The sequence below is a fragment of the Bacillus sp. RO2 genome, from assembly GCF_012911845.1.
In the GTDB taxonomy this organism is placed as follows: domain Bacteria; phylum Bacillota; class Bacilli; order Bacillales; family Bacillaceae_I; genus Sutcliffiella_A.
Window position 1 is genome coordinate 1 of sequence record NZ_JAAXCU010000045.1, and the last position, 24794, is coordinate 24794.

General features: G+C 41.0%; 29 protein-coding genes and 1 riboswitch. Of the genes, 28 read left to right on the top strand and 1 reads right to left on the bottom strand.

Features of this window, described 5'->3' with window-relative positions; genetic code table 11:
- Positions 1-353 precede the first annotated feature (353 nt).
- The 26 genes from spoIIM (at position 354) to HF078_RS13055 (ending at position 22482) form a co-directional block, all read left to right on the top strand.
- Positions 354-995, top strand: coding sequence for a stage II sporulation protein M (spoIIM, locus tag HF078_RS12935; protein WP_169291540.1), 642 nt, complete (start codon positions 354-356; stop codon positions 993-995).
- A gap of 109 nt (positions 996-1104) precedes the next feature.
- Positions 1105-1572 (top strand): ferric iron uptake transcriptional regulator, encoded by a 468-nt coding sequence (fur, locus tag HF078_RS12940; RefSeq protein WP_168862539.1) that lies wholly within the window; start codon positions 1105-1107, stop codon positions 1570-1572.
- Positions 1573-1698: 126 nt separating this feature from the next.
- A complete protein-coding gene (locus HF078_RS12945) occupies positions 1699-1926 on the top strand; it encodes a YqzK family protein (RefSeq protein WP_060667166.1) in 228 nt (75 codons plus the stop codon).
- A 6-nt stretch (positions 1927-1932) separates the two neighbouring features.
- The gene (gene xerD, locus HF078_RS12950) at positions 1933-2823 is read left to right on the top strand and encodes a site-specific tyrosine recombinase XerD (RefSeq protein WP_169291541.1); all 891 of its coding nucleotides are present in this window, start codon (positions 1933-1935) and stop codon (positions 2821-2823) included.
- Between the two features lie 3 nt (positions 2824-2826).
- On the top strand, positions 2827-2955 hold the full coding sequence (locus HF078_RS21070; RefSeq protein WP_277350519.1) for a hypothetical protein: 129 nt from the start codon (positions 2827-2829) through the stop codon (positions 2953-2955).
- Positions 2956-3042: 87 nt separating this feature from the next.
- Positions 3043-4227: a phosphopentomutase gene (deoB, locus tag HF078_RS12955; RefSeq protein ID WP_169291542.1), complete on the top strand. Its 1185-nt coding sequence runs from the start codon at positions 3043-3045 to the stop codon at positions 4225-4227.
- A 13-nt stretch (positions 4228-4240) separates the two neighbouring features.
- Positions 4241-5056: a purine-nucleoside phosphorylase gene (locus tag HF078_RS12960; protein WP_169291543.1), complete on the top strand. Its 816-nt coding sequence runs from the start codon at positions 4241-4243 to the stop codon at positions 5054-5056.
- 187 nt (positions 5057-5243) lie between these two features.
- Positions 5244-6548, top strand: a complete 1305-nt coding sequence (locus tag HF078_RS12965; RefSeq protein ID WP_169291544.1) for a pyrimidine-nucleoside phosphorylase — start codon at positions 5244-5246, stop codon at positions 6546-6548.
- An 888-nt stretch (positions 6549-7436) separates the two neighbouring features.
- On the top strand, positions 7437-8600 hold the full coding sequence (locus HF078_RS12970) for a D-alanyl-D-alanine carboxypeptidase family protein (RefSeq protein WP_169291545.1): 1164 nt from the start codon (positions 7437-7439) through the stop codon (positions 8598-8600).
- Between the two features lie 130 nt (positions 8601-8730).
- Positions 8731-9081 (top strand): anti-sigma F factor antagonist, encoded by a 351-nt coding sequence (spoIIAA, locus tag HF078_RS12975; RefSeq protein ID WP_060667032.1) that lies wholly within the window; start codon positions 8731-8733, stop codon positions 9079-9081.
- Positions 9081-9521: an anti-sigma F factor gene (spoIIAB, locus tag HF078_RS12980; protein ID WP_010194390.1), complete on the top strand. Its 441-nt coding sequence runs from the start codon at positions 9081-9083 to the stop codon at positions 9519-9521. The genes spoIIAA and spoIIAB overlap by 1 nt, the downstream gene beginning before the upstream one ends.
- Before the next feature lie 12 nt (positions 9522-9533).
- Positions 9534-10289, top strand: coding sequence for an RNA polymerase sporulation sigma factor SigF (gene sigF / locus HF078_RS12985; protein WP_010194391.1), 756 nt, complete (start codon positions 9534-9536; stop codon positions 10287-10289).
- A gap of 127 nt (positions 10290-10416) precedes the next feature.
- Positions 10417-11037 carry a stage V sporulation protein AA gene (locus HF078_RS12990; RefSeq protein ID WP_169291546.1) on the top strand — a complete coding sequence of 207 codons (621 nt, stop codon included), beginning with the start codon at positions 10417-10419 and terminating at the stop codon, positions 11035-11037.
- The gene (locus HF078_RS12995; protein ID WP_169291661.1) at positions 11027-11449 is read left to right on the top strand and encodes a stage V sporulation protein AB; all 423 of its coding nucleotides are present in this window, start codon (positions 11027-11029) and stop codon (positions 11447-11449) included. Before HF078_RS12990 ends, HF078_RS12995 begins: the two co-directional genes overlap by 11 nt.
- Before the next feature lie 15 nt (positions 11450-11464).
- The gene (spoVAC, locus tag HF078_RS13000; RefSeq protein ID WP_169291547.1) at positions 11465-11923 is read left to right on the top strand and encodes a stage V sporulation protein AC; all 459 of its coding nucleotides are present in this window, start codon (positions 11465-11467) and stop codon (positions 11921-11923) included.
- Positions 11924-11935: 12 nt separating this feature from the next.
- The gene (gene spoVAD / locus HF078_RS13005; protein ID WP_169291548.1) at positions 11936-12946 is read left to right on the top strand and encodes a stage V sporulation protein AD; all 1011 of its coding nucleotides are present in this window, start codon (positions 11936-11938) and stop codon (positions 12944-12946) included.
- Positions 12946-13296: a stage V sporulation protein AE gene (gene spoVAE, locus HF078_RS13010; protein WP_148988299.1), complete on the top strand. Its 351-nt coding sequence runs from the start codon at positions 12946-12948 to the stop codon at positions 13294-13296. Before spoVAD ends, spoVAE begins: the two co-directional genes overlap by 1 nt.
- A 6-nt stretch (positions 13297-13302) precedes the next feature.
- The gene (spoVAEA, locus tag HF078_RS13015; RefSeq protein ID WP_169291549.1) at positions 13303-13914 is read left to right on the top strand and encodes a stage V sporulation protein SpoVABEA; all 612 of its coding nucleotides are present in this window, start codon (positions 13303-13305) and stop codon (positions 13912-13914) included.
- Entirely contained in the window at positions 13862-15337 is a 1476-nt protein-coding gene (locus tag HF078_RS13020; RefSeq protein ID WP_169291662.1) for a spore germination protein, read from the top strand. Before spoVAEA ends, HF078_RS13020 begins: the two co-directional genes overlap by 53 nt.
- A gap of 222 nt (positions 15338-15559) precedes the next feature.
- The gene (gene lysA, locus HF078_RS13025; RefSeq protein WP_169291550.1) at positions 15560-16885 is read left to right on the top strand and encodes a diaminopimelate decarboxylase; all 1326 of its coding nucleotides are present in this window, start codon (positions 15560-15562) and stop codon (positions 16883-16885) included.
- Positions 16886-17267: 382 nt separating this feature from the next.
- A complete protein-coding gene (locus HF078_RS13030; RefSeq protein ID WP_060667024.1) occupies positions 17268-17708 on the top strand; it encodes a peptidylprolyl isomerase in 441 nt (146 codons plus the stop codon).
- Positions 17709-17936: 228 nt separating this feature from the next.
- Positions 17937-18087: riboswitch (FMN riboswitch) on the top strand.
- 137 nt (positions 18088-18224) lie between these two features.
- Complete coding sequence (gene ribD / locus HF078_RS13035; protein ID WP_205831619.1) at positions 18225-19328, top strand: bifunctional diaminohydroxyphosphoribosylaminopyrimidine deaminase/5-amino-6-(5-phosphoribosylamino)uracil reductase RibD; 1104 nt, start codon at positions 18225-18227, stop codon at positions 19326-19328.
- Between the two features lie 4 nt (positions 19329-19332).
- Positions 19333-19986, top strand: coding sequence for a riboflavin synthase (gene ribE, locus HF078_RS13040; protein ID WP_169291551.1), 654 nt, complete (start codon positions 19333-19335; stop codon positions 19984-19986).
- A 23-nt stretch (positions 19987-20009) separates the two neighbouring features.
- The gene (locus HF078_RS13045) at positions 20010-21203 is read left to right on the top strand and encodes a bifunctional 3,4-dihydroxy-2-butanone-4-phosphate synthase/GTP cyclohydrolase II (RefSeq protein ID WP_169291664.1); all 1194 of its coding nucleotides are present in this window, start codon (positions 20010-20012) and stop codon (positions 21201-21203) included.
- Between the two features lie 296 nt (positions 21204-21499).
- Positions 21500-21964 (top strand): 6,7-dimethyl-8-ribityllumazine synthase, encoded by a 465-nt coding sequence (ribH, locus tag HF078_RS13050; protein ID WP_060667020.1) that lies wholly within the window; start codon positions 21500-21502, stop codon positions 21962-21964.
- A 155-nt stretch (positions 21965-22119) separates the two neighbouring features.
- Complete coding sequence (locus tag HF078_RS13055; protein ID WP_169291552.1) at positions 22120-22482, top strand: GNAT family N-acetyltransferase; 363 nt, start codon at positions 22120-22122, stop codon at positions 22480-22482.
- 286 nt (positions 22483-22768) lie between these two features.
- Here HF078_RS13055 and HF078_RS13060 read toward each other — a convergent pair whose 3' ends face one another.
- Positions 22769-23293 (bottom strand): DUF309 domain-containing protein, encoded by a 525-nt coding sequence (locus HF078_RS13060; RefSeq protein WP_169291553.1) that lies wholly within the window; start codon positions 23291-23293, stop codon positions 22769-22771.
- Positions 23294-23411: 118 nt separating this feature from the next.
- Between HF078_RS13060 and HF078_RS13065 the strand changes: the two genes are divergently transcribed.
- Positions 23412-24194, top strand: a complete 783-nt coding sequence (locus tag HF078_RS13065; RefSeq protein ID WP_169291554.1) for a segregation/condensation protein A — start codon at positions 23412-23414, stop codon at positions 24192-24194.
- Positions 24181-24759 (top strand): SMC-Scp complex subunit ScpB, encoded by a 579-nt coding sequence (gene scpB, locus HF078_RS13070; RefSeq protein ID WP_169291555.1) that lies wholly within the window; start codon positions 24181-24183, stop codon positions 24757-24759. Before HF078_RS13065 ends, scpB begins: the two co-directional genes overlap by 14 nt.
- Positions 24760-24794: the final 35 nt, after the last annotated feature.

A 24794-nucleotide genomic window follows, 5' to 3' on the forward strand; every position in this document is an offset into this window, starting at 1 on the left:
AACATTGTCCTCATAGAGCGCCAATGACTCCCTCAAGAAGGGAAATGCATGAAACATTGTCCACATAGAGTCCCAATGACTCCCTCAAGAAGGGAAATGCGAGGAACATTGTCCTCATAGAGCGCCAATGACTCCCTCAAGAAGGGAAATACATGGAACAATGTCCCCATAGAGTCCCAATGACACCCTCAACAGGTCAAACACAAGAAACTTTGTCCTCATAAAACTTAAATCCCACAAGTTCCCCTCACAGTAGACGCAATCCGCCCTTTTAAAAATTCTAATTCTAAAACAAGTCATACTTCCCTGCCTCTATCATACAATCTAGTAAGAGAGTGATAGGAGGAAGAGGGATGAAAAAACAGTCGCGGTTTACTATTTTACTAGGGCATATAAAAGAACACTCCTCTCTATATTTGTTTATAGTGGTACTTTTTTTTATGGGAGTAATCTTTGGGGCCATTGTGGTCAATAGCATGAATTTTTCGCAAAAACAGGATCTGTTTGTCTATTTGAGCAGGTTCTTTGGTCAAGTGGAAGAAGGACAGTTTGCAAGCTCGAAAGATATATTTTTTCAGAGTTATTTTCATAATATTAAATACGTACTTCTCATGTGGGTACTTGGCATATCCATCATTGGACTTCCAGTAATTTTAATCCTACTGTTTTTAAAAGGAGTGGTAGTAGGATTTACCGTTGGATTCTTAGTAAATCAACTTAGCTGGAAAGGGTTCCTGTTTTCCTTTGTGGCTATTCTTCCACAGAACATGATTGCCATTCCAGCCTACATTATTATCGGAACTTTATCCGTCGCCTTTACCTTAAAAATGATCAGGCAGCAATTTGTAAAAAGAATACAAGAACCGTTTTTTCAGCAATTTATGAGGTACACGATGGCGATGGGGCTCATTTGCTTACTGCTTGTCGGTGCTTCATTAATCGAAGCGTTGGCTTCACCAATATTCATGAAGTCAGTCATTTCTATATTAGAATAATAATTAAATAATAATAATTATCTTTGCTTATTTATAATCATTATTTTTTTCTTTGACAGTTCCCTGCGCTTTCGATAAAATAAAGTGGTATAGCGAGGGAGGGAACGAAATGGAAACAAGGATAGATCGCATAAAAAAGCTACTGCATTCCGCAAGCTATAAGCTAACTCCTCAGCGAGAATCAACAGTCCGAGTCTTGCTGGAACATGAAGAGGACCATTTGAGCGCGGAAGATGTATACCTCCTCGTGAAAGAAAAGTCACCTGAAATTGGACTGGCTACTGTATACCGAACTTTGGAACTACTGACGGAATTGAAAATTGTCGATAAAATAAATTTTGGCGATGGAGTATCACGCTATGATTTACGCCAAGAGGGCGCTAAGCATTTCCATCATCACTTAGTTTGTATAGAGTGTGGAGCCGTTGATGAGATTCAAGACGATCTCTTAGAAGATGTAGAGGCAATTGTAGAACGTGATTGGAATTTCAAAATTAAGGATCATCGTTTAACCTTTCATGGAGTTTGCCATCGATGCCAAGATCCGGAAGATCAAACTGAAGAAGAAAGTACATAAGCCTTTTCCGACAAACACGGAAAAGGTTTTTATTTTGTTTTAAAGGTATAATTGTGCTTGAATTTGTCATACCTTCTAATAAGACAAGTTTATTTGCTTAACTTGCATATTTGGAGGTAGACTTTCATGAAGAAAATTATAGATTCATGCTATAATACATTTAAAGTATTTATATTATTCACCGGTTGTACAGTTCTATTTTACTATGGAATCATGTGGATTAATCAAGAGTATCAAAATTATCACCGCTATGACGAGCCTGAAGGGGCAGCGGTGAAAGTGACAAAAATGGTAGAAGAGAGGGATGAGGGCTGGTTGCAGCGCTTGGTATTCTTTTATCATTACGGGGAGTAGAGGGTATTGCAGGATCAATTAAAAGATTTTATTCATTTTTTAGTAGTGGAAAAAGGCCTGGCATCAAACACAGTCGTTTCCTATGAGAGAGACTTGAAATCTTATCTTTTGTATTTGAATAAGGTAGAGGAGATATCCTCGTTAGACGCGGTGACTCGTTCTACCATCATACAATTTTTAAAGTTTCTCACCGAAAATGGGAAATCATCCAAAACCATTGCCAGACATATTGCCTCTATACGCTCATTTCATCAATTTTTGCTTAGAGAAAAGGTCACAACTCAAGATCCAACCGTACATATTGACCGTCCTAAACAAGAACAAAAGCTTCCACAAGTGATGTCTTTAGAAGAGGTGCAAGCATTACTTGATTCACCTGATACAACCAAAGTGTTCGGAATTCGCGATAAAGCGATGCTAGAACTATTGTATGCAACTGGTATGCGTGTCTCCGAGCTAATATCCCTGAATCTTAGTGATGTGCATTTAACTATGGGGTTCGTCCGTTGCATTGGAAAGGGAAACAAGGAAAGAATCATTCCGCTTGGATCAATGGCTCAAAATGCGATCACCAATTATATAGAAGAAAGTCGAAGCCAACTGTTAAAGAAAAAGACCACTGATGCTTTGTTTGTGAATCTTTATGGTAACCGTCTTACTAGACAGGGCTTCTGGAAAATATTAAAGAAGTTGACAAAGGAAGCAGGTATTGAAAAAGAGTTGACTCCTCATACATTGAGACATTCCTTTGCTACACACCTTTTGGAAAATGGGGCAGATCTTCGTGCCGTTCAAGAGATGTTAGGTCATGCGGATATTTCAACTACTCAAATATACACACATGTCACCAAGACCCGAATGAAGGATGTTTACTCCATGTTCCATCCAAGAGCTTAATAATTGATTCTTTTGCGGGAACAGAAGAAAAGGCTGTTCGAACAATCTGAACAGTCTTTTTTTATCATTTTAATTGCAACATTGAAAGCGCTTGTTTATACTGGTATCAGAGGTCAGACTTCTGACAAATAGAAGTGTAGTCTTGTATGACTATCCTAGATAAAAAAGGGGAAAATACAAGAGGTAAAATCAGATCGAAAGTTTGTAGGAGGTAAAAAAATGAGTTCTTATACATATAAAAGAGTGTTTTTAGTAGTGCTGGATTCTGTTGGAATCGGCGAAGCACCGGATGCTGAAAAGTTCGGTGATAAGGGTGCCGATACCCTAGGGCATATTGCAGAGCGCATGAACGGGTTGAACATGCCGAACATGGCCAAGCTTGGTCTAAGTAATATTGAAGAAGTGAAAGGTGTCCCTAAGGCAGAAAAGCCTTTAGCTTATTTTACGAAAATGGAAGAAGCATCAAGCGGAAAAGATACGATGACAGGTCATTGGGAGATTATGGGCTTGCGTATTGATACACCATTCCGTGTTTTCCCTGATGGATTCCCAGATGAGCTTATTGAAGAGTTGGAAGAACGTACTGGTCGTAAAATTATTGGGAACATTCCTGCTAGTGGAACGGAGATTCTTGATCAACTTGGTCAGGAACACGTAGATTCAGGAGCATTAATTGTTTATACTTCTGCAGATTCCGTTCTACAAATTGCAGCGCATGAAGATGTTGTTCCTATTGAAGAGCTATATGACATTTGTAAAATTGCACGTGAATTAACTTTAGATGAAAAATACATGGTCGGTCGTATAATTGCACGTCCATTTATTGGTGAAGCAGGTAACTGGAAGCGTACCTCTAACCGTCATGACTATGCATTGAAACCATTTGAACGTACTGTTATGAATGAACTGAAAGATAGTGGATTTGACGTTATTTCCATTGGGAAAATCTCTGATATTTTTGATGGGGAGGGTGTGACGAAATCACTTCGCACTGTCTCCAACATGGACGGAATGGACAAATTGGTGGAAACGACAACTATGGACTTTACCGGTATCAGTTTCTTGAACCTGGTTGATTTTGATGCAGTTTACGGTCACAGAAGAGATCCAGAAGGTTATGGAAAAGCATTAGAAGAGTATGATGCGCGCTTACCTGAAGTGTTTGCCAATTTAAAAGAGGATGATCTTTTGATTATTACTGCTGACCACGGCAACGATCCAACAGCGCCTGGAACAGATCATACGAGAGAATATGTGCCATTATTAGCGTACTCCCCTCAACATAAAGAAGGTAAACAGTTAGATATCCGTAAAACTTTTGCAGATATCGGCGCTACAATTTCGGACAACTTTAATACAAGAATGCCTAAGCACGGAAAAAGCTTTTTACAAGATTTAAACTAGGAGGAACCTACAAATGAATTTAGAAGCTATTAAAAAATCAGCTGAATATATTAATGCGAAAATATCTAACAAACCTGAAATCGGCCTAATCCTTGGGTCAGGTCTTGGCGTGTTAGCAGAAGAAATACAAAATCCTGTTGTAATTCCATACGCAGAGATTCCTGAATTCCCAGTATCCACTGTCGAAGGTCATGCAGGGCAGCTTGTTATTGGTGATTTGGAAGGAAAAACAGTTATCGCGATGCAAGGCCGTTTTCATTTCTATGAAGGTTATGCAATGGAGAAAGTAACGTTCCCTGTCCGCGTGATGAAATATATTGGTGTCGAAAAGTTAATCGTAACTAATGCTGCCGGCGGAGTGAACGAAAGCTTCGAAGCGGGAGATCTAATGATTCTTTCTGATCACATCAACAATATGGGGACGAACCCGCTTATTGGACCGAACAATAATGAGCTTGGCGCACGCTTCCCGGACATGTCAGAACCATATTGCAAAAATCTTCGTAAATTGGCTAAAGACGTTGCTGCAGAAATCGGCTTAAAGGTACAAGAAGGAGTATATGTTGGGAACACAGGTCCTTCCTATGAAACTCCTGCAGAAGTTAGAATGCTTCGCACACTCGGCGGAGACGCGGTTGGAATGTCCACTGTACCAGAAGTAATTGTTGCCCGTCATAGTGGCATGAAAGTACTTGGGATCTCTTGCATCTCCAATATGGCAGCAGGAATCCTTGACCAGCCATTAACACACGACGAAGTTATGGAAACAACGGAAATGGTAAAAGCAAACTTCCTACAATTCTTAAAAACAATTGTTAAAGGTATGTAAAAAAAGAATACATTAGCTGTTGGTTGTAGCAATGGGCGAAGACTCCGGCGGAAAGTAGCGGTAGACTTAAGACCCCGCAGCGCGGCGAGGAGTCACAAGCACCGCCCCGTGGAAAGCGAAGCCTGGTGCGGAAATCAACAGCGGAGTTTTAAGGTATTTATTTTATAGAAAATAGAGGTGTTTTGGCATGAGAATGGTAGACCTTATTCAAAAGAAACGTGACGGAAAAGAACTAACAACAGAAGAAATCCAATTCATCGTAACAGGATTCACAGACGGATCCATTCCTGACTATCAAATGAGCGCTTTCTCTATGGCCATCTTCTTCCAAGGAATGAGTGACCAAGAACGTGCAGACCTTACCATGGCAATGGTGCACTCCGGTGACACTATCGACCTATCTGCTATTGAAGGTATCAAAGTTGACAAACATAGTACTGGAGGCGTAGGCGACACGACTACATTAGTACTTGCACCATTAGTAGCTGCTGTTGGTGTTCCAGTTGCTAAAATGAGTGGACGCGGACTTGGCCATACTGGTGGGACAATTGATAAACTTGAATCTGTACCAGGCTTCCACGTGGAAATCGACAATCAAGAATTTATCGACTACGTAAACAAAAATAAAGTGGCTGTTATTGGACAAAGTGGGAACCTAACACCTGCAGACAAAAAGCTTTATGCATTACGAGATGTAACAGCTACTGTTAACAGCATTCCGTTAATTGCAAGTTCCATCATGAGCAAAAAGATTGCCGCAGGTGCAGACGCAATTGTACTGGACGTAAAAACTGGTGCCGGCGCATTTATGAAAGACTTGGATGAAGCAAAAAAACTTGCAAAAGCAATGGTGGATATCGGAAACAATGTAGGTCGCAGAACAATGGCTGTTATTTCTGATATGAGTCAGCCACTTGGATTTGCAATTGGTAACGCTTTGGAAATTAAAGAAGCCATCGACACTTTGCGTGGCGAAGGTCCAAAAGATTTGGAAGAGCTATGCCTAGAGTTAGGTAGCTACATGGTTCTATTAGCGGAAAAAGCATCTACTTTGGAAGAAGCTCGTGGTATGCTAGAAGAAGTTATCCGTTCTGGAGCAGCAATTGAAACGCTAAAAACGTTCCTAGAAGCCCAAGGTGGAGACGCTTCAGTTGTAGATAATCCAGAAAAATTGCCGCAAGCAAAGCATGTTGTGGAACTTGAAGCAAAAGAAGCTGGAGTAGTATCTGAGATAGTAGCTGATTCTGTGGGAACTGCAGCTATGTTACTTGGTGCTGGCCGCGCAACAAAAGACTCTGAAATCGATCTTGCAGTAGGGATTGTTCTACGCAAAAAGATTGGTGATAAAGTGGAAGCAGGCGAGTCTCTTGCAACGATCCACAGTAACCAAGAAGATTTAACAAAAGTAAAAGAAGCGTTGTATGAAAGCATTAAAGTGGTAAGTGGCGACGCAAAGGTTCCACCACTTGTGTATGATACGATTTCTGAATAATGTTTAATTGCTTTGAGAGCAGCCCTGCCTTTTTGGTGGGGTTGTTTTTTTAAGTTTTTATCCTCTTGATTATCTTTAAGTCGAAACAGGTAGTAGAGAGGGGTTTTCTCCGCCCGAAAAGTCATTTGTATTTCGGAAATGGTAGTAGAAAGGGGTTCTCTCCGCCCGAAAAGTCAATTGTATTTTGGAAATGGTAGTAGAGAGGGGCTCTCTCCGCCCGAAAAGTCATCTGCATTACGGAAATGGTAGTAGAGAGAGGTTCTCTCCGCCCGAAAAGTCATTTGTATTCTGGAAATAGTAGTAGAGAGGGATTCTCTCCGCCCGAAAAGTCATTTGCATTACGGAAATGGTAGTAGAGAGAGGTTCTCTCCGCCCGAAAAGTCATTTGTATTTCGGAAATGGTAGTAGAGAGGGGTTCTCTCTGCCCAAAAAGTCATCCGCATTACCCAAATGGTAGTAGAGAGAGGTTCTCTCCGCCCAAAAAGTCATCTGCATTATCCAAATGGTAGTAGAGAGGGGGTTCTCTCCACCCGAAAAGTCATCTGCATTACCGAAATGGTAGTAGAGAGGGGTTCTCTCCCACCAAAAAATCATCCGCATTACCCAAATGGTAGTAGAGAGGGGTTCTCTCCGCCCAAAAAGTCATCCGCATTACCCAAATGGTAGTAGAGAGAGGTTCTCTGCCCAAAAAGTCATCCGCATTACCCAAATGGTAGTAGAGAGAGGTTCTCTCCCCACCCGAAAAACCATCTCAGAGTCCCATAAGGTAGCAGAGCAGCCCTGAGCAACCATGGTATCCAAAATTATTTCCCTCCATTTCCAAAACTTAGTATAAAACATGTTTTTTTGGAAAAAATGTGAAGTAGGAATATGAATGGAGGTCTAAGGATGAAAAAGTTAATTACTGCAGTAATCGCAATTGCTTTTGCTTTTTCCGCATTTAGTCCTGTTGCAGGGGCGGAAGAAAAAAGTGTTCAACTTACTGAAAATGCTAGATCTGCTATATTGATTGAACGCGACACTGGTCAAGTGTTGTATGAAAAAAACGGACACGAAAAATTGCCTCCGGCGAGTATGACAAAAATCATGACAATGCTCTTAATTATGGAAGCTATTGATAAAGGTGAACTTACGTGGGATGAAAAAATCAGGACAAGTGAATATGCAGCCTCTATGGGAGGATCTCAAATTTTCCTTGAGCCAGGTGAAGAAATGACGACAGATGAAATGCTTCGCGGTATTGCAATAGCATCAGGTAATGATGCTTCTGTGGCTATGGCAGAGCGTATCGCAGGATCTGAAGATGCATTTGTAGACAGAATGAATGCGAAAGCAAAAGATCTTGGACTTGAAAACACACTATTCCAAAACCCAACAGGCTTACCGGCAAAAGATCATTACAGCACAGCAAATGACATGGCGGTAATGGCAAAAGAACTATTGAAATATGAAGGCATCACCAAATATACAGGTCAATATGAAGACTATCTCCGACAAGATTCGGAAAAGAAATTCTGGTTGGTGAATACGAATAAACTGGTTAGATTCTATCCTGGAGTCGATGGAGTGAAAACAGGATTTACACAAGAAGCAAAATACTGTTTAACTGCTACTGCCAAAAAAGACAACATGCGAGTGATTGCAGTTGTATTTGGTGCACCGACACCGAAAGACAGAAATGCTCAGATCACGAACATGCTGGATTTTGCATTCAGTCAGTACAAAACACACCCGATGTATGAAAGAAACGTAGCCGTAGGTAGGGTGGAAATTAGTAAAGGTTCTGAAAAAGAAGTAGATGCTGTAACAAGTGAACCAATATCTGTACTCACGAAAAAAGGCGAGAATACCGATGACGTAGAGAAAGAAATTACAGTGGATGAAAATGTGAAAGCCCCTGTGAAAAAAGGAGACAAAGTAGGAAAGATTGTTTTGAAAAAAGGTGGAAAGGTTCTATCTGAAAGTGACCTTGTAGCTGCAAAAGACAGTAACGAAGCAAGCTGGTGGCAACTCTTCAAACGTTCTATGGGGCACTTCTCCAAGTTAGGATAATTTCGAATTCTACCAAAATAGAACCTGTTTTTTTAGCGAATAAACACTAGTTTTGTCTGTAGGCAGGAAAACGGAAATAAAATATAGAAATTGACTCACTGAACAAAGTTTCCACAAGGGGGAAAGTGCAGTGAGTCTTACCGTTGATTTGGAAGTCAAACAAAATGTTCTTTGTGTACGTTTAGCAGGTGAATTGGATCACCATACAGCTGAAAACTTACGGAACCAAGCTACAGCTATAATTGAAAAACATCAGATCACTCATATTATTTTAAATTTGGAACAGTTGTCCTTCATGGATAGCTCAGGGCTCGGAGTCATATTGGGTCGTTATAAGCAAATTAAAAATAATGGGGGAGAAATGGTGGTTTGTTCTATTTCACCTGCTGTTAAGCGTCTGTTTGAAATGTCCGGGCTATTTAAAATTATCCGTTTAGAAGAAAGTGAAGAAAACGCCCTGCAAAAATTGGGGGTGGCATGATGAAAAATCACATGAATCTTCAATTTTCTGCACTAAGCCAAAATGAATCGTTCGCAAGGGTAACGGTAGCGGCTTTCATCATGCAATTGGATCCGACTATGGATGAATTGACGGAAATCAAGACAGTCGTTTCAGAGGCTGTAACAAATGCCATCATTCATGGTTATGACAACGACCCTAACGCCACTGTATACATTTCTGTCGAACTAGAAGACGGAGCTGTCCATATCACCATCAGAGATGAAGGTATGGGAATTGATGATGTAGAGGAAGCTAGACAGCCGTTATATACTACTAAGCCTGAGCTCGAGCGTTCTGGTATGGGGTTTACCATCATGGAAAACTTTATGGATTATGTAGAAATTCATTCATCAAGAGAAACAGGCACCTCAATCCGTATGACCAAGTATTTAGCTAAGAGCAAAGCGCTTTGTAATTAAGGAGCTAAACCTATGGATGTTGAGGTTAAGAACCAAACACAAACATACCTAAAAGATCATGAAGTGAAAGAACTGATTAAAAGAAGTCAATCTGGCGAACAAGAAGCACGAGATACGATTGTGCAAAAGAATATGAGGCTTGTCTGGTCGGTCGTTCAGCGCTTTATGAATAGAGGTTATGAACCTGACGACCTATTCCAAATAGGGTGTATCGGCCTTTTGAAATCAGTGGATAAGTTTGACCTTTCCTATGACGTGAAATTTTCCACCTACGCCGTTCCGATGATCATCGGTGAAATCCAGCGATTCATTCGAGATGACGGAAGTGTGAAAGTTAGCCGCTCGTTGAAGGAAGTTGCAAACAAAATAAGAAAAGCGAAAGATGAGTTATCCAAAAGGTATGGTAGAGTGCCGACCATCAATGAGATAGCGGAGTTCTTGGAGATCACAGCGGAAGAAGTGGTCCTTGCCCAAGAGGCTGCACGCGCTCCTTCTTCTATCCATGAAACTGTCTATGAAAATGATGGGGACCCTATAACACTTTTGGATCAAATCGCCGATCATTCCGAGCATCGCTGGTTCGACAAAATTGCCTTGAAAGAGGCCATTGAAGAGCTTGATGAGCGGGAGAAACTGATTGTATATTTACGCTACTATAAGGATCAAACTCAAACCGAGGTTGCACAGCGTCTTGGTATATCCCAAGTGCAGGTAAGCCGATTGGAAAAGAAAATATTGCAACAAATGAAAGACCGTATGGATGAGTGATGTCCGTACGGTTTTTTCTTGTGTAGCAAACGTGGTAATTCTTGGTGTTCTTTTTTCCTTTGCATGGTAAATCTCCCACTAATCCATACTACATATACAATATCTTTTGGCAGGATGTGTTTGGAAGATGGATAAATCGCTATATGTTCGCCTTCGTCATCGTATTCAGGCCCGTCCCAATCAAACGATAAAAATTGAAGATGTTGCCCAGTTAATTGCAGACAAGGGAATTTTGGACAAGGTACGGAATATTCCCATCCATCAGATAAACATGAGTGATAAGTCTATTGTCGTTTTAGATGTGATGCGGTTGATAAAAGAGATGAGAAAAGTAGATGGAGAACTGGATATTCAGACCTTTGGGCCGGCGCAGACCATAGTGGAGATTGTATATAAGAAAAAACGTTTCCGCCCGATGTTTTTTGTCGGTGTTTGGCTCCTGCTTTTTCTAGGTGCAGCTCTCGCCATCATGAATTTTCATGAAGATGTTAGCATGCGAATCGTTCATCAGAAGATTTTTAAAACCATCACTGGCCTTGAGGATGACAAACCGCTTCTTCTTCAGATTCCCTATTCCATTGGTTTGGGTTTGGGGATGATCTTGTTTTTTAATCATGTTTTCCGTAAACGGATTAACGAAGAGCCAAGCCCCCTTGAAGTGGAAATGTTCAACTATCAACAGGACCTTGATCAATATGTGATTATGCATGAAAACAAGGAGAGCTCAAAGAAAATTGATGACGATTAATATCGTATTTGTTGTATTTCTCGGTTTGGCTGGGGGGCTTGCTGTTGGATCTGGATTTGTTGCGTTTCTTGCGGTGCTGGGGATCATTCCTAGGTTGACTCAATTGACCAAAACAACCAAGTTTGTGTATGGCTACGAATGGGGGGTAATTGGAGGCGCGTTGTTTGGAAGTTGGATCAGTTTAAATAGCGTGACTTTTCATCTTCCTTCGATCATTGCGATACCGATCGGCTTGTTTTGTGGGGTGTTTGTAGGTTTACTGGCTGCAGCTTTGACGGAAGTGTTGAATGTGTTGCCGATTTTGGCAAAAAGAATCGGGGTGGATGGTCAGATGGCAATTCTTTTAATGGCCATTGTATTCGGAAAAATAATAGGATCATTATATCACTGGCTAGTGTTTGTCAATTTGTAGGGAGGCAGGACAATCATGAGTGAAAAGCTTAAGGATAATTATAAAAATAATATAAAAAAATATCAGCCTAAAACACCTTACGTTATTAATTGCGTCAAGGCTTTTCTTGTAGGTGGGCTAATTTGTTTAATTGGCCAAGGTATTCAAAATTTTTATATGTCGGTGTTTAACTTCTCTGAAAAAAATGTAGGAAACCCTACTGTTGCTACTCTTATTCTAATATCTGCCTTGCTAACAGGTCTTGGCATTTACGATAAACTTGGTCAATTTGCTGGCGCAGGTTCTGCAGTGCCTGTAACTGGCTTTGCAAATTCCATGACAAGTGCAGCTATGGAACATAGAAGTGAAGGCATCGTACTTGGAGTGGCGACAAATATGTTTAAGCTTGCAGGTAGTGTCATTGTTTTTGGAGTGGTGGCTGCTTATGTGGTAGGCATGATCAGATATCTATTAAATATGAGCTTTACTGGTTAGGAGGTAAAAGTAGTGCGATTCACTGGAAAACAAAGTTGGGTATTCGAACGTCCAATCTATATCAATTCAACCGGGACCGCCGTTGGACCGAAAGAAGCAGAAGGACCGCTTGGTTCCTTGTTTGATAAAACATATGATGAGCTCCACTGCGGTGAAGATAATTGGGAGCTTGCAGAAAGAAGATTGATGGAACAGTCCGTTCAAACATGTCTCAATAAAGTGAATTTAGAATATAAGGACATTGATTTTTTCCTTGCCGGAGATTTACTCAATCAGAATGTAACGGCTAATTATGTGGCAAGGCATCATCAAATTCCCTTTCTATGTATGTTTGGTGCTTGTTCTACTTCGATGGAAACATTAGCAGTCGGTGCAGCGCTTGTGGACGGTGGCTTTGCAAACAGGGTGCTAGCCTCCACCAGCAGCCATAATGCCACTGCAGAAAGGCAGTTTCGCTATCCGACTGAATATGGCGGGCAAAAACCGGATTCTGCAACCTTTACAGTCACAGGCTCAGGAACTGCGCTAGTCAGCAAAGAGCCAAGTCCAATACGCATTACCTCAGCCACTATTGGCAGGGTTATGGATCTTGGCATCACAGACCCATTCGACATGGGTTCTGCCATGGCACCTGCTGCAGCTGATACTATTCAAGCTCATTTTCAAGATCTAAATGTAAATCCTGATAGTTATGATCTGATTGTGACAGGCGACCTATCTGGTGTAGGAAGTCCTATTCTGAAAGAACTTCTAAAAGAAGAAGGTTATGATATCACGGTGAAGCATAGTGATTGTGGGTTGATGATTTTTAGGCCAGATCAGGAGGTTTTTGCCGGCGGAAGCGGTTGTGGATGTTGTGCCGTTGTAACCTATGCCCATCTGATTAATGAACTGATGACCGGAATGATGAAGAAAGTTCTTGTAGTCGCAACTGGAGCACTGTTAAGCCCTACGATGATACAGCAAAAAGAATCGATTCCAACGATCGCACATGGAGTGGTATTAGAGAGGGTGGATCCATAATGGAATATCTAATCGCATTTGTAGTCGGAGGATTAATTTGTGTAATTGGACAATTATTACTGGATTTTGCCAAGCTTACACCTGCGCATGTGATGAGTACGTTTGTTGTAGCTGGAGCAATCCTGGACGGTTTTGGGATTTATGATAAGCTGATTGACTTTGCTGGTGCTGGTGCAACCGTACCAATTACAAGCTTTGGTCATTCCTTATTACACGGTGCCATGCATCAGTCAGAGAAACATGGCTTTATTGGAATTGGAATGGGGATATTCGAATTAACCTCTGCGGGTATTTCAGCTGCCATTCTGTTCGCTTTTATCGCCGCACTTATCTTTAAACCGAAAGGGTAGATAGATGTGATTACTAAACGGGTCATCTTAATAACAGATGGAGATGTATATGCCAAGAAGACGATACAGCTTGTTGCTAAACATTATGGTGGCAGATGTATTTCCGCTTCCTTTGGGAATCCTACCCTGTTAAGTGGGGAGGAGTTAGTAAAGCTGATATTGCAGGCGAAAAGTGAACCCGTTTTTGTAATGTTTGATGACAGTGGTTTTCTTGGCGAGGGGGCAGGAGAACGGGCTCTCCGTTATGTTGCCACCCACGAACAAATTGAAGTATTAGGAGTAATCGCGGTTGCTTCTAAAACACATCAGTCGGAATGGACAAGAGTGCACCTGACAGTTGATCGTGATTTGCAAGTCTCCTCTTATGGAGTTGACAAAAGTGGAATACAGGAAATGGATATTGGAAGAATAAATGGAGATACCGTGTATTGTTTAGATGAATTGCATTTTCCGCTTATTGTCGGAATAGGCGATATAGGCAAAATGGCAAGGAGAGATGATGTAAAACGAGGAGCTCCCATTACCAGCAAAGCGGTCGAAATCATTTTAGAGAGGAATGGGTATGATGTCTCACAATGGAATGGAAAAAGTACCGATATCACCGAAGCTGACGAATAATGAGAAATTTTTCAAAGACGAGGTTGGGCTAAATGTCAGCTTTGACCTTGGCGTAAGGAAGTTCACCATTCTTGGAAAAGAGTTGAACCTCTATTATGTGAATGGTCTTTGTGACACAATGTTTATCATCGAACTTATGGAAGAATTGCTTCATATCAATGACTTTGAAAAAAAGACTTACAAAGTAAAAGAAATTGTTAACAATCGTTTGGTAAATCAGCAAGTTAACAATATTGAGTATATGGATGAAGTTGTCGACCAAGTGCTTAGCGGACTCGTAGTTATCTTGCTTGAAGGCGAAGACAGCGGATTTGTCATTGATACTCGTGCATACCCAGGAAGAAGTCCAGAAGAGCCTGATACAGAGAAAGTGGTCAGGGGAGCTAGGGATGGGTATGTTGAGAATATTATTGTCAACACGGCCCTAACACGGAGAAGAATAAGAGATGAGAGGCTTCGCTACGAAATTTTTCAAGTAGGCGAACGATCAAAAACAGACATTTGTCTTGCGTACATAAAAGATGTAGCAGACCCTGATTTGGTCGATATAGTTCGTAAAGAAACGAAAAATATTGATATAGACGGACTGACCATGGCAGATAAAACGGTAGAAGAATTTATTGTAAAACAAGGCTATAATCCATTCCCGCTCGTACGTTACACAGAGAGGCCTGATATTGCAGCGACTCATCTGTTAGAAGGCCATGTCATTGTGATGGTAGATACGTCCCCAAGTGTCATCATCACCCCGACTACATTCTTTCACCATGTGCAACATGTAGAGGAATACAGACAGTCTCCAGCTGTAGGTACTTTTGTCCGCTGGGTCCGCTTTTGCGGTATCTTTGCTTCTTTATTCCTTTTGCCACTTTGGTTCTTAATGATTTTAGAACCTAGTCTACTTCCAGAACAGATTAGTTTTATCGGACCAAATGAAGAGTCTAATATTCCTGTGGTCTTTCAAATATTTATTGCTGATATCGGGGTAGAGTTTCTAAGACTGGCAGCAATTCACACACCAACCGCGCTATCCACTGCGATGGGTTTAATTGCCGCCGTATTGATTGGGCAAATTGCAATTGATGTCGGACTTTTCGTACCTGAGGTTATCTTATACGTTGCGGTAGCAGCTATTGGCTCATTTACAACCCCAAGTTATGAACTTAGTGTCGCCAATAAAATAATGCGATTGTGTCTTTTACTACTGGTTGCTTTATTCCACGTGCCAGGATTGGTTGTCGGGATAACATTATTAATATTATTCCTTGCAGGAACTCGTTCGTTAAATACGCCATACTTATGGCCATTCATTCCATTTAGTCCAAAAGCATTGCTAATGATCCTAGTAAGAAGAAGTACACCCGGTGCAAAGATTCGTCCGAGTATCGTGCATCCCAGAAATCGTTTCAGGCAACCTCAATAACAAACTAGTAAGAATATTCGCTTGATAGAGGCATTTATGTGTGGTAAAGTTTAGTTTAATCAAGTACAGAATGAAAGAGTTTGCAGGCAGCTAAAGATTCTGTTTAGCTGTCTTTTGCTTAAATTTTTTAAACAGGGCTAGAACACATCCACAATTCTCTACTAGAGAATATGGTATTAGATAGAGTTACTTATAAACTAACTGCGCGAGGGGAAACGGCATATGTATTTTCATGGAACAAGTAAGGTAAACACAAAAGGGCACTTGGAAATAGGAGGAGTCGACACAATTAAACTTGCGGAGGATTATGGCACTCCACTATATGTTTATGATGTAGCGCTAATTCGAGAGCGTGCACGAGATTTTCAGACCACTTTTAAAAATCTAGGTGTTAAAGCACAGGTTGCATATGCAAGCAAAGCATTTTCTTCTGTTGCTATGTTTCAGCTAATAAAAGAAGAAGGGTTATCTCTAGATGTGGTATCTGGTGGGGAGCTTTATACTGCTCTCGTTGCGGATTTTCCTGTAGATCGCATCCACTTTCATGGCAACAACAAAAGTGTGGAAGAACTAGAAATGGCAGTGGAGAAGAAAATTGGCTGTGTAGTTGTAGATAACTTTTTGGAATTGACATTGTTACAGGATATATGTGAAAAGCATGATTATACTATGCCAATCTTGCTTCGTGTTACACCTGGAATCAACGCACATACACATGATTATATTTTGACTGGACAAGAGGATTCCAAATTTGGTTTTGACTTGCAAAGCGGTCAGGCGCACGAAGCAATGAAGATTGCATCTAATGCAACTCATTTGGACTTGCTGGGAATTCATTGTCATATTGGTTCTCAAATCTTTGAAACAACAGGATTTAAACTCGCTGCAGGCAAACTATTTGAAACGTTAAAAGAATGGAACGATAATGAAGGGTTTGAAGCACGCGTAGTAAACCTAGGCGGAGGATTTGGAATCCGTTACACAGAAGAAGATAATCCTCTACCTGCATCGGTGTACGTGGAAGAAATCATCACCGACGTTCAATCCTTTGTAAAAGATCATGAATTAAAAATGCCGGAAATATGGATTGAACCCGGCCGTTCATTGGTTGGAGATGCGGGGACGACTATCTATTCTGTCGGCTCGAAAAAAGAGATTCCTAATATTAGGCATTATTTGGCCATCGATGGCGGAATGACGGATAATATTCGTCCGGCGTTGTATCAGGCAAAATACGAAGCGGTACTTGCAAACAGAGTGGAAGATGAAGCAGATGACAAGGTTTCCATAGCAGGTAAATGCTGCGAATCTGGTGACATGTTGATTTGGGACCTTCCGTTACCAAAAGCCAATCATGAAGACTATTTGGCAGTATTCTGTACCGGAGCATATGGGTATGCAATGGCAAACAACTATAACCGAATAACCAAACCGGCAGTTGTATTTGTAGAAGACGGCGAAGCTCAACTGGTCATCCGAAGAGAAACCTTTGAAGACTTGGTAAGATTGGATTTACCTTTTCAAGCGAAAACTAAGCTAACAAAATAAACCCAATCCAACAAAAGCGCACTCTTTTAAATAAGGGTGCGCATTTTTTGATTTAAGATACTATTCAACACTATTGATTTCCGTTTTAGGCCACTGAAAAACTGATAACGTAAAGTTTTTATTGATTCCTAGCTGGTGATTGGAGCAAAAGGCGAAGACTCCTGAGGGAGATAGCGCTAGGTGGAGACCCCACAGGCGAAGCCGAGGAGGCTCCAGCAGCGCCCCTAGGAAAGCGAAGCCATTTGCGGAAATCAACAGCGGTGAATATGAGATCTACTAACGAAATAGCAGCTTTACCGGCCGTCTGACTTCCTTTTCCTACTATAATCATGTATGATAATAACTGGTTCATTTTAATTTTATATACAAGGAGATGTTCATAATGGCAAAAACAGGATACATACTTATGGAAAACGGAGAAAAAATTGAATTCGAACTTTACCCAAACGAAGCTCCTAACACAGTTGCTAACTTTGAAAAATTAGCAAACGAAGGATTCTACAACGGTGTGACATTCCACCGTGTTATCCCTGGTTTCGTAAGCCAAGGTGGAGACCCAACTGGTACTGGTGCAGGCGGTAGCGGCACTACGATCAAATGTGAAACAGAAGGTAACCCACATAAGCATGAAGCAGGAAGCCTTTCCATGGCTCACGCTGGAAGAGACACTGGTTCTAGCCAATTCTTCATCGTACACCAGCCACAACCTCATTTAAACGGTGTTCACACTGTTTTTGGTAAAGTGACTTCTGGACTTGAAACAGCTAGAAACATGAAAAATGGCGACGTTATGGAGAAAGTAGAAGTAACAGACGCTGAATAATAGTTTTAAAAGTGGGAGCAGAGATGCTCTCTCTTTTTTTACAAGAAAAGAAAGCAGGTAACTACCATGAATAAAAAGAATTGGATCTTACTAGGCGTGTTGTTGGCAATGTCCCTAGTCTGGGGCATCATTTACTGGTTTTTCATCGTGTAACAAACTTATCTGAAACTTTAAATTTTACTTATCTGGAAGATATGCTAAAATAATAACGGTATACAACTACATATGAATGTCCTTCGGGGGTGGGTGAAATTCCCTACCGGCGGTGATGAAGCTTTATGCTTCTTAGTCCGTGACCCGGTTTTCTTGAATAAGAAAAGCGGTGGATCTGGTGCAACTCCAGGGCCGACAGTGAAAGTCTGGATGGGAGAAGGATTATAGATTGCAAGCAGTGAAAAATTCATTTATGAGCACTGTTTATTTTCCTATACGCAATTTTAATCCACTCAAACCTCTAAGGCGATATGCTTAGAGGTTTTTATTATTTTTTTGATGTATCTAAGGAGGGGATTAGCTTTGGAAGATCAGTATTATATGAAATTTGCTATTGATTTGGCCAAGCGTGCAACAGGTCAAACCTCTCCAAACCCGGTTGTCGGTTGTGTGGTAGTGAAAGAAGGAGAAATTGTAGGATTTGGGGCACACTTGCGAGCAGGGGAGGCTCATGCAGAAGTCAATGCCATTCAAATGGCAGGCGAGGAAAAAGCAAAAGGGTCAACTGTTTATGTAACACTAGAACCTTGCAGTCATTTTGGAAAAACGCCTCCTTGCTCAGATCTTCTCATTCAATCACAGGTTAGCAGAGTAGTCGTAGCATCAACAGATCCAAACCCATTGGTCGCAGGAAAAGGAATGGAAAAGCTTCGCAAGGCAGGGATTAAGGTGGAAGTTGGTGTATGTGCGGATGAAGCTCTGGCCTTGAATCAGGTTTTCTTCCATCATATAAAAACAGGGAAACCATTTGTTACATTAAAAACAGCTGCCAGCCTGGATGGAAAAACGGCCACTCATACCAAGGAGAGTAAGTGGATCACTGGACCTGACGCACGTATGGATGTTCATCAATATCGTCATCAGCATGATGCGATCCTTGTGGGAGTTGGGACGGTACTTGCCGATAACCCAAGTTTAGACACTAGACTGCCAAATGGCGGTAAAAACCCGATAAGAGTCATCCTGGATTCTCATCTTAGAACTCCTCTGGACTCTAAAGTGGTTACAGATGGTAAGGCGCCTACCTGGATCATTACCGGCTCCACACCGGATCTTGAGAAAGTGGCTATATTAGAGGGACAAGAAGACGTTAGAGTTTTTACTCTCCCGATGGAAAAGGTAGAGGTCAACACTCTTCTTTCGTTGCTTGGGGAGAATGGAATCACCTCTTTATTCGTAGAAGGAGGAGCGACAGTAAATGGCAGTTTTATGAAAAATAATGCCATTCAGCAAGTAATAACATATATCGCTCCTAAATTGATAGGTGGTAAAGAAGCTCCTACAGTTATTGGTGGGGAAGGCTTTGCAATAATGGATGAAGTGATGGAGCTTGAAATAAAAGAGGTTAGTCAAATTGGCCCCGACCTAAAAATTATTTCAACACCTAAGGTAGATAAACGGAGGTGAGCATTTGTTTACAGGGATCATTGAAGAAATAGGCACAATTAAACAAATTATTCGGGGCGATCAAGCAATTATTCTAGAGATTGAAGCCAAGAAAGTGTTAGAGGACGTAAAGCTGGGAGACAGTATAGCAGTCAATGGTGTCTGTCTAACGGTTACAAGCTTTACTGAAAACCGGTTTACAGTAGATGTTATGCCTGAAACGATACGTGCAACTTCGTTAAAGATATTAAACGCGGGCTCCGGGGTAAACCTTGAAAGAGCGATGATTGCCAATGGCAGATTCGGAGGGCACTTTGTCAGCGGTCATGTTGACGGAACAGGGTCCATTCAAGATAAGAAGAGAATGGGCAACGCGGTCTACTATACTATCACGGTTGAAAATGAATTATCTCGCTATTTGATGCTCAAGGGGTCGGTAACGGTAGATGGTACAAGCCTGACTATATTTGGAGTCACAGATAATAGCTTTACTATCTCTCTTATTCCCCACACCTTGAATGAAACAATTCTTGGTGAAAAAAGTAAAGGTGATACCGTCAATATTGAAGTGGACATGTTGGCAAAATATATGGAGCATCTGTTGAAACAACAGAACGGAACTCCTTCTCATAAATCTAGTATTTCTGCATCATTTTTAGAAGAGCATGGATATAAATAAGGTGGGTGAGAACGATGAGTGAAATATTTAATACAATTGAAGAAGCAATAGAAGATTTGCAACAAGGCAAAGTTATCATTGTATGTGATGATGAAGATAGAGAGAACGAGGGAGATTTCGTGGCTTTAGCTGAAAAATCAACACCTGCTGTAGTGAATTTTATGGCAACCCACGGACGTGGACTGATTTGTGTCCCTGTACAAGAAGAATTGGCTGAGAAACTGGATCTTGTACCGATGGTGAATCATAATACAGATTCACATGGCACTGCTTTTACTGTCAGCATTGATCATAAATCCACAACGACCGGCATTTCTGCCTTTGAGCGTTCTACGACCATTTTAGAGCTCTTGTCCCCGACTTCAAAGGCAGGAGACTTCAAACGTCCTGGACATATTTTTCCGCTTGTAGCTAAAAAGGGCGGAGTGTTAAGAAGAGCAGGTCATACAGAGGCAGCAGTGGACTTGGCGTTAATGAGCGGCTCTTATCCAGCTGGTGTCATTTGTGAAATTATGAATGAAGACGGCTCAATGGCACGTGTGCCAGAATTAAGAAAAATTGCGGACAAATTTGATTTGAAGATGATTACCATCAAGGACATGATTCAGTATCGAAATCGTAAAGATAAGCTTGTCCAACGGGAAGTAGAAATAAAGCTCCCAACTGAGTTCGGTGATTTCCGAGCTATCGGTTATTCAAATGTAGTGGATGGAAAAGAACATGTAGCTTTAGTAAAAGGAGATATCGACTCTGCATCTCCAACCCTTGTCCGTGTTCACTCTGAATGCTTGACAGGGGACGTGTTTGGTTCCAATCGTTGTGATTGTGGCCCACAACTTCATGCTGCACTGGCTCAAATCGAGAAGGAAGGCAATGGAGTGCTTCTATATATGAGACAAGAAGGACGTGGCATCGGCTTGCTTAATAAGATGCGCGCCTATAAGTTGCAGGAAGAAGGTTACGACACGGTTGAAGCTAACGAGAAACTGGGTTTTGGACCAGATTTGCGCGATTACGGTATTGGAGCACAAATCTTAAGAGACCTTGGTGTATCCAAAATGAAGCTTCTGACGAACAATCCTCGAAAGATTGCAGGATTAAAAGGATATGAGCTAGAGGTTGTTGACCGTGTGCCACTCCAAATGCCAACCAAAGAAGCGAATGAAAGTTATCTAAAAACCAAGCATTCAAAACTAGGGCATATGTTGCATTTTTAAATAGTATAGACCCTTAGTTGTTACTTGGAGCAAAAGGCGAAGACTCCTGAGGGAATTAGCGCTAAGTGGAGACCCCGCAGGCGTAGCCGAGGAGGCTCCAGCAGTGCCCCTAGGAAAGCGAAGCCATTTGCGGAAATCAACAGCGGTGTATAGTAAAATTTTAAAATCAAGGTCTCTTTCAGTGGCTTCCGCGAAGCCGAGGAGTCTCAAGGTCACACGGCGGAAAGCGAATCATTTTGAGAAAAGTAACAACGGTTTAATAAGAAGTATAAAAGTTAAATTAGGAGGAACTAAACATGGCAAAAGTATTTGAAGGTAATTTAGTAGGAACAGGACTTAAAGTAGGAATCGTAGTGGGCAGATTCAATGAATTTATTACAAGCAAGCTTCTCGGCGGAGCACAAGACGCACTTAAACGACACGGTGTAGAAGAGGACCAAGTGGATGTAGCATGGGTACCTGGTGCATTTGAAATTCCATTGGTAGCCAAAAGAATGGCTGACTCAGGAAAATATGATGCGGTGATCACCCTTGGAACCGTTATTCGTGGATCAACTCCTCATTTTGATTACGTATGTAATGAAGCGGCTAAAGGTGTATCCCAAGCATCTATGCAATCAGGCATTCCGGTAATTTTTGGCGTGCTTACCACAGAAACTATTGAACAGGCAATTGAAAGAGCAGGTACGAAAGCAGGAAACAAGGGTTGGGAAGCTGCAGCAGCTGCCATTGAAATGGCAAATTTATTACGCGAATTTTAAGTTTTATTTTAAAAAGGTGTACTTTAAAGCTTTGTTTGGATAGAATGTATACTTAAGAGTAAGAAAATCTTTCAGATAGGAACATTTTTCATCCATTTTCCTATACTACTTGTAGTTATACTTATGAAAGTTTTTTCGATAATGAGGGGTAATTTATGTTAATTCGTTATAAGAAGAGCTTTGAGAAAATTGCTATGGGTCTTATGTCCTTTATGCCAACTGAAAAAGAGCTGAAGAAATTACAGCAATCGATGAGAGACTACGAAGAGAAAGAAAACTGGCAGCTTTTCCTTTGGAAGGAAGACGATATCATTGGTTTGATTGGTATTGAGTTGGAAGAGGATAGCTTCACCATTCAACACATTAGTGTGATCCCGTCCCACCGTGGTCAAGGGTTCGGGAAGAAAATGGTTGTCGCGCTCACGCAGACCTATCCAAACAAAGTGGTCAAAACAACACAATATACTACTGCATTTATTGAAAAATGTGATTTAAATGAAGATGAATGCAGTGATTAACTGCATATATGATAAAAACGACGGCTTTCATTGTGAAAGCGCGTCGTTTTTGTGTTGTGGAGATGCATTTTCTTGATCGGATAGCCACTGTAAAAGGCCCGAAAATAAAAATACGAGCGGAACTAGCTAAAATACGGTCCGAAAAATAAAAATACGAGCGAAACCGGAGTATATACTGTCCGAAAAACGAAAATACGAGCCGAAATGCATCAAATACATGCCGTTCGACAAAAGTAGTCAAAATCCGACAGACCGATCCTATCAGTCGTATGTTGCAACCCCTATATCAATCTACCCCTCGCTTCCGCAATTCAAGTTGCCTCTGCCTTTCCGCAATCACATCCGAACGGTCACGAAGAGTATGCCTGTTCACCAAGGATCCGTCATGCAAATCGCTGGCTGCTCCCCAAACTTTTCCCCCACTTATCGCCATAGCATCACAAGACAGTTGCAGGTCAGGATCTACTATCGGCAAATTCATACTCACATAGGGTTCATGTTTCGTTACACATACAATCCGCTCTTCAAGCAATTTAACCAACTCTCCACTATCAAGCCCCAACGCCTCAATAGCTACCGCCTCGTTGCCCAAAATCCGAGACGCATTTTGAAGCATTCGCGATGCTCCATTGAAATTCCCCCGTCGTTGATGGTAAAGACCCACCGCAATTTGGATAAGACCGACCCAATGAACTTCGCGTTCACTCGCGTCTTTTTCCTTCCAATATTCTTCGAGTACTTCATGGCATTCAAAATAGTCTCTATCACAATGAAAATGATATAAATAATCGAGGTAAGCTTTAGGATACAAAGGATTTCCTCCTTAATACAATTCTAATAATATTTTAACATAATCATGAAAACTCTATAAAATCTTGCTACAATACTCTATACTATTGTATAGTTTGATGTTTATGTTAGGTGGATGAATGATTGTGCAGGAATACAATGTGAAAGTAGAGGCCTTTGAAGGCCCGTTGGATTTATTATTACATTTAATAAACAGGTTGGAAATTGATATATATGATATTCCGGTTGCTCAAATTACCGAGCAATACTTATTATACATACATACTATGAAAGAACTGCAGTTAGATGTTGCCAGTGAGTATCTTGTCATGGCGGCTACCCTTATTGAAATTAAAAGCAAAATGCTGCTTCCAAAACATGATGATGAAATCCTGGACGAAGAGGATGAATTTCCAGAATATGAAGAGGATCCTCGTGAGGAATTAATGAATCGACTAATAGAGTACAGAAAATATAAAGAGGCAGCAGATGACCTCAAAGAGATGGAAGAAGAACGCAGCCATCTTTTTACGAAGCCTCCAAGTGATTTGAGCAACCTGATGAAGGAAGTAAAGCCCGAGGAAGTAAAACTGGATGTTTCTTTATATGACATGCTTGGTGCTTTGCAGAAACTAATGCGTAGGAAAAAAATACAAAAACCAATGCAAACGAGGATTACACGCCAGGAAATCCCGATTGAGAAGCGAATGGAAGAACTGATTCAGGATCTGCGTCAATTCAAGGGTCGCAAGCATTTTTATGAGCTATTCCCAGAATCAAGTAAAGAGTATATTGTCGTGACGTTTTTAGCGATACTCGAACTACTAAAAAAGAATAGTATTCTTTTGGAACAAGATAATAATTTCTCAGATATATATGTGTCTTATAAGGAAGGAGGAAACGAGGAAAGTGGCTATTATTAATTGGAAAGCGATTGTGGAGAGCCTCCTATTTGCTGCAGGAGACGAAGGGCTCACGTTAAAAGAACTTACAAATGTTCTTGAAGTGGAGGAACATGTCGCTAGGGATATTTTAGATGAGTTAAAAAAAGGTTATCAGAAGAAAGAGAGGGGCATCACCCTCATAGAACTTGCAGGTACGTATCAATTGACTACCAAAAAAGAGCATTCTATCTATCTGAAAAAGCTAGTGGAATCTCCTTCTTCCCAAACACTTTCACAGGCGGCCCTTGAAACACTGGCCATTGTCGCATATAAGCAGCCAATTACCCGGACCGAAGTGGAGAGCATCCGTGGTGTGAAAAGTGAAAGACCTCTACAAACATTGGCAGCAAAAGCGCTTGTAAAAGAAGTCGGGAGAGCGGAAGGAACGGGAAGGGCAATTTTATATGGTACGACCAAGGAATTCCTCGATTATTTTGGGTTAAAAAATATTAAAGAATTACCGCCCCTATCTGTCAATATGGAAGAAATGGACGAAGAAGCTGATTTGTTTTTTGAAAAGTTTCAAGAAACGTTTGAATCTTAAGATTATTTAATCCTATTATGGTAAAATAGTAGTAT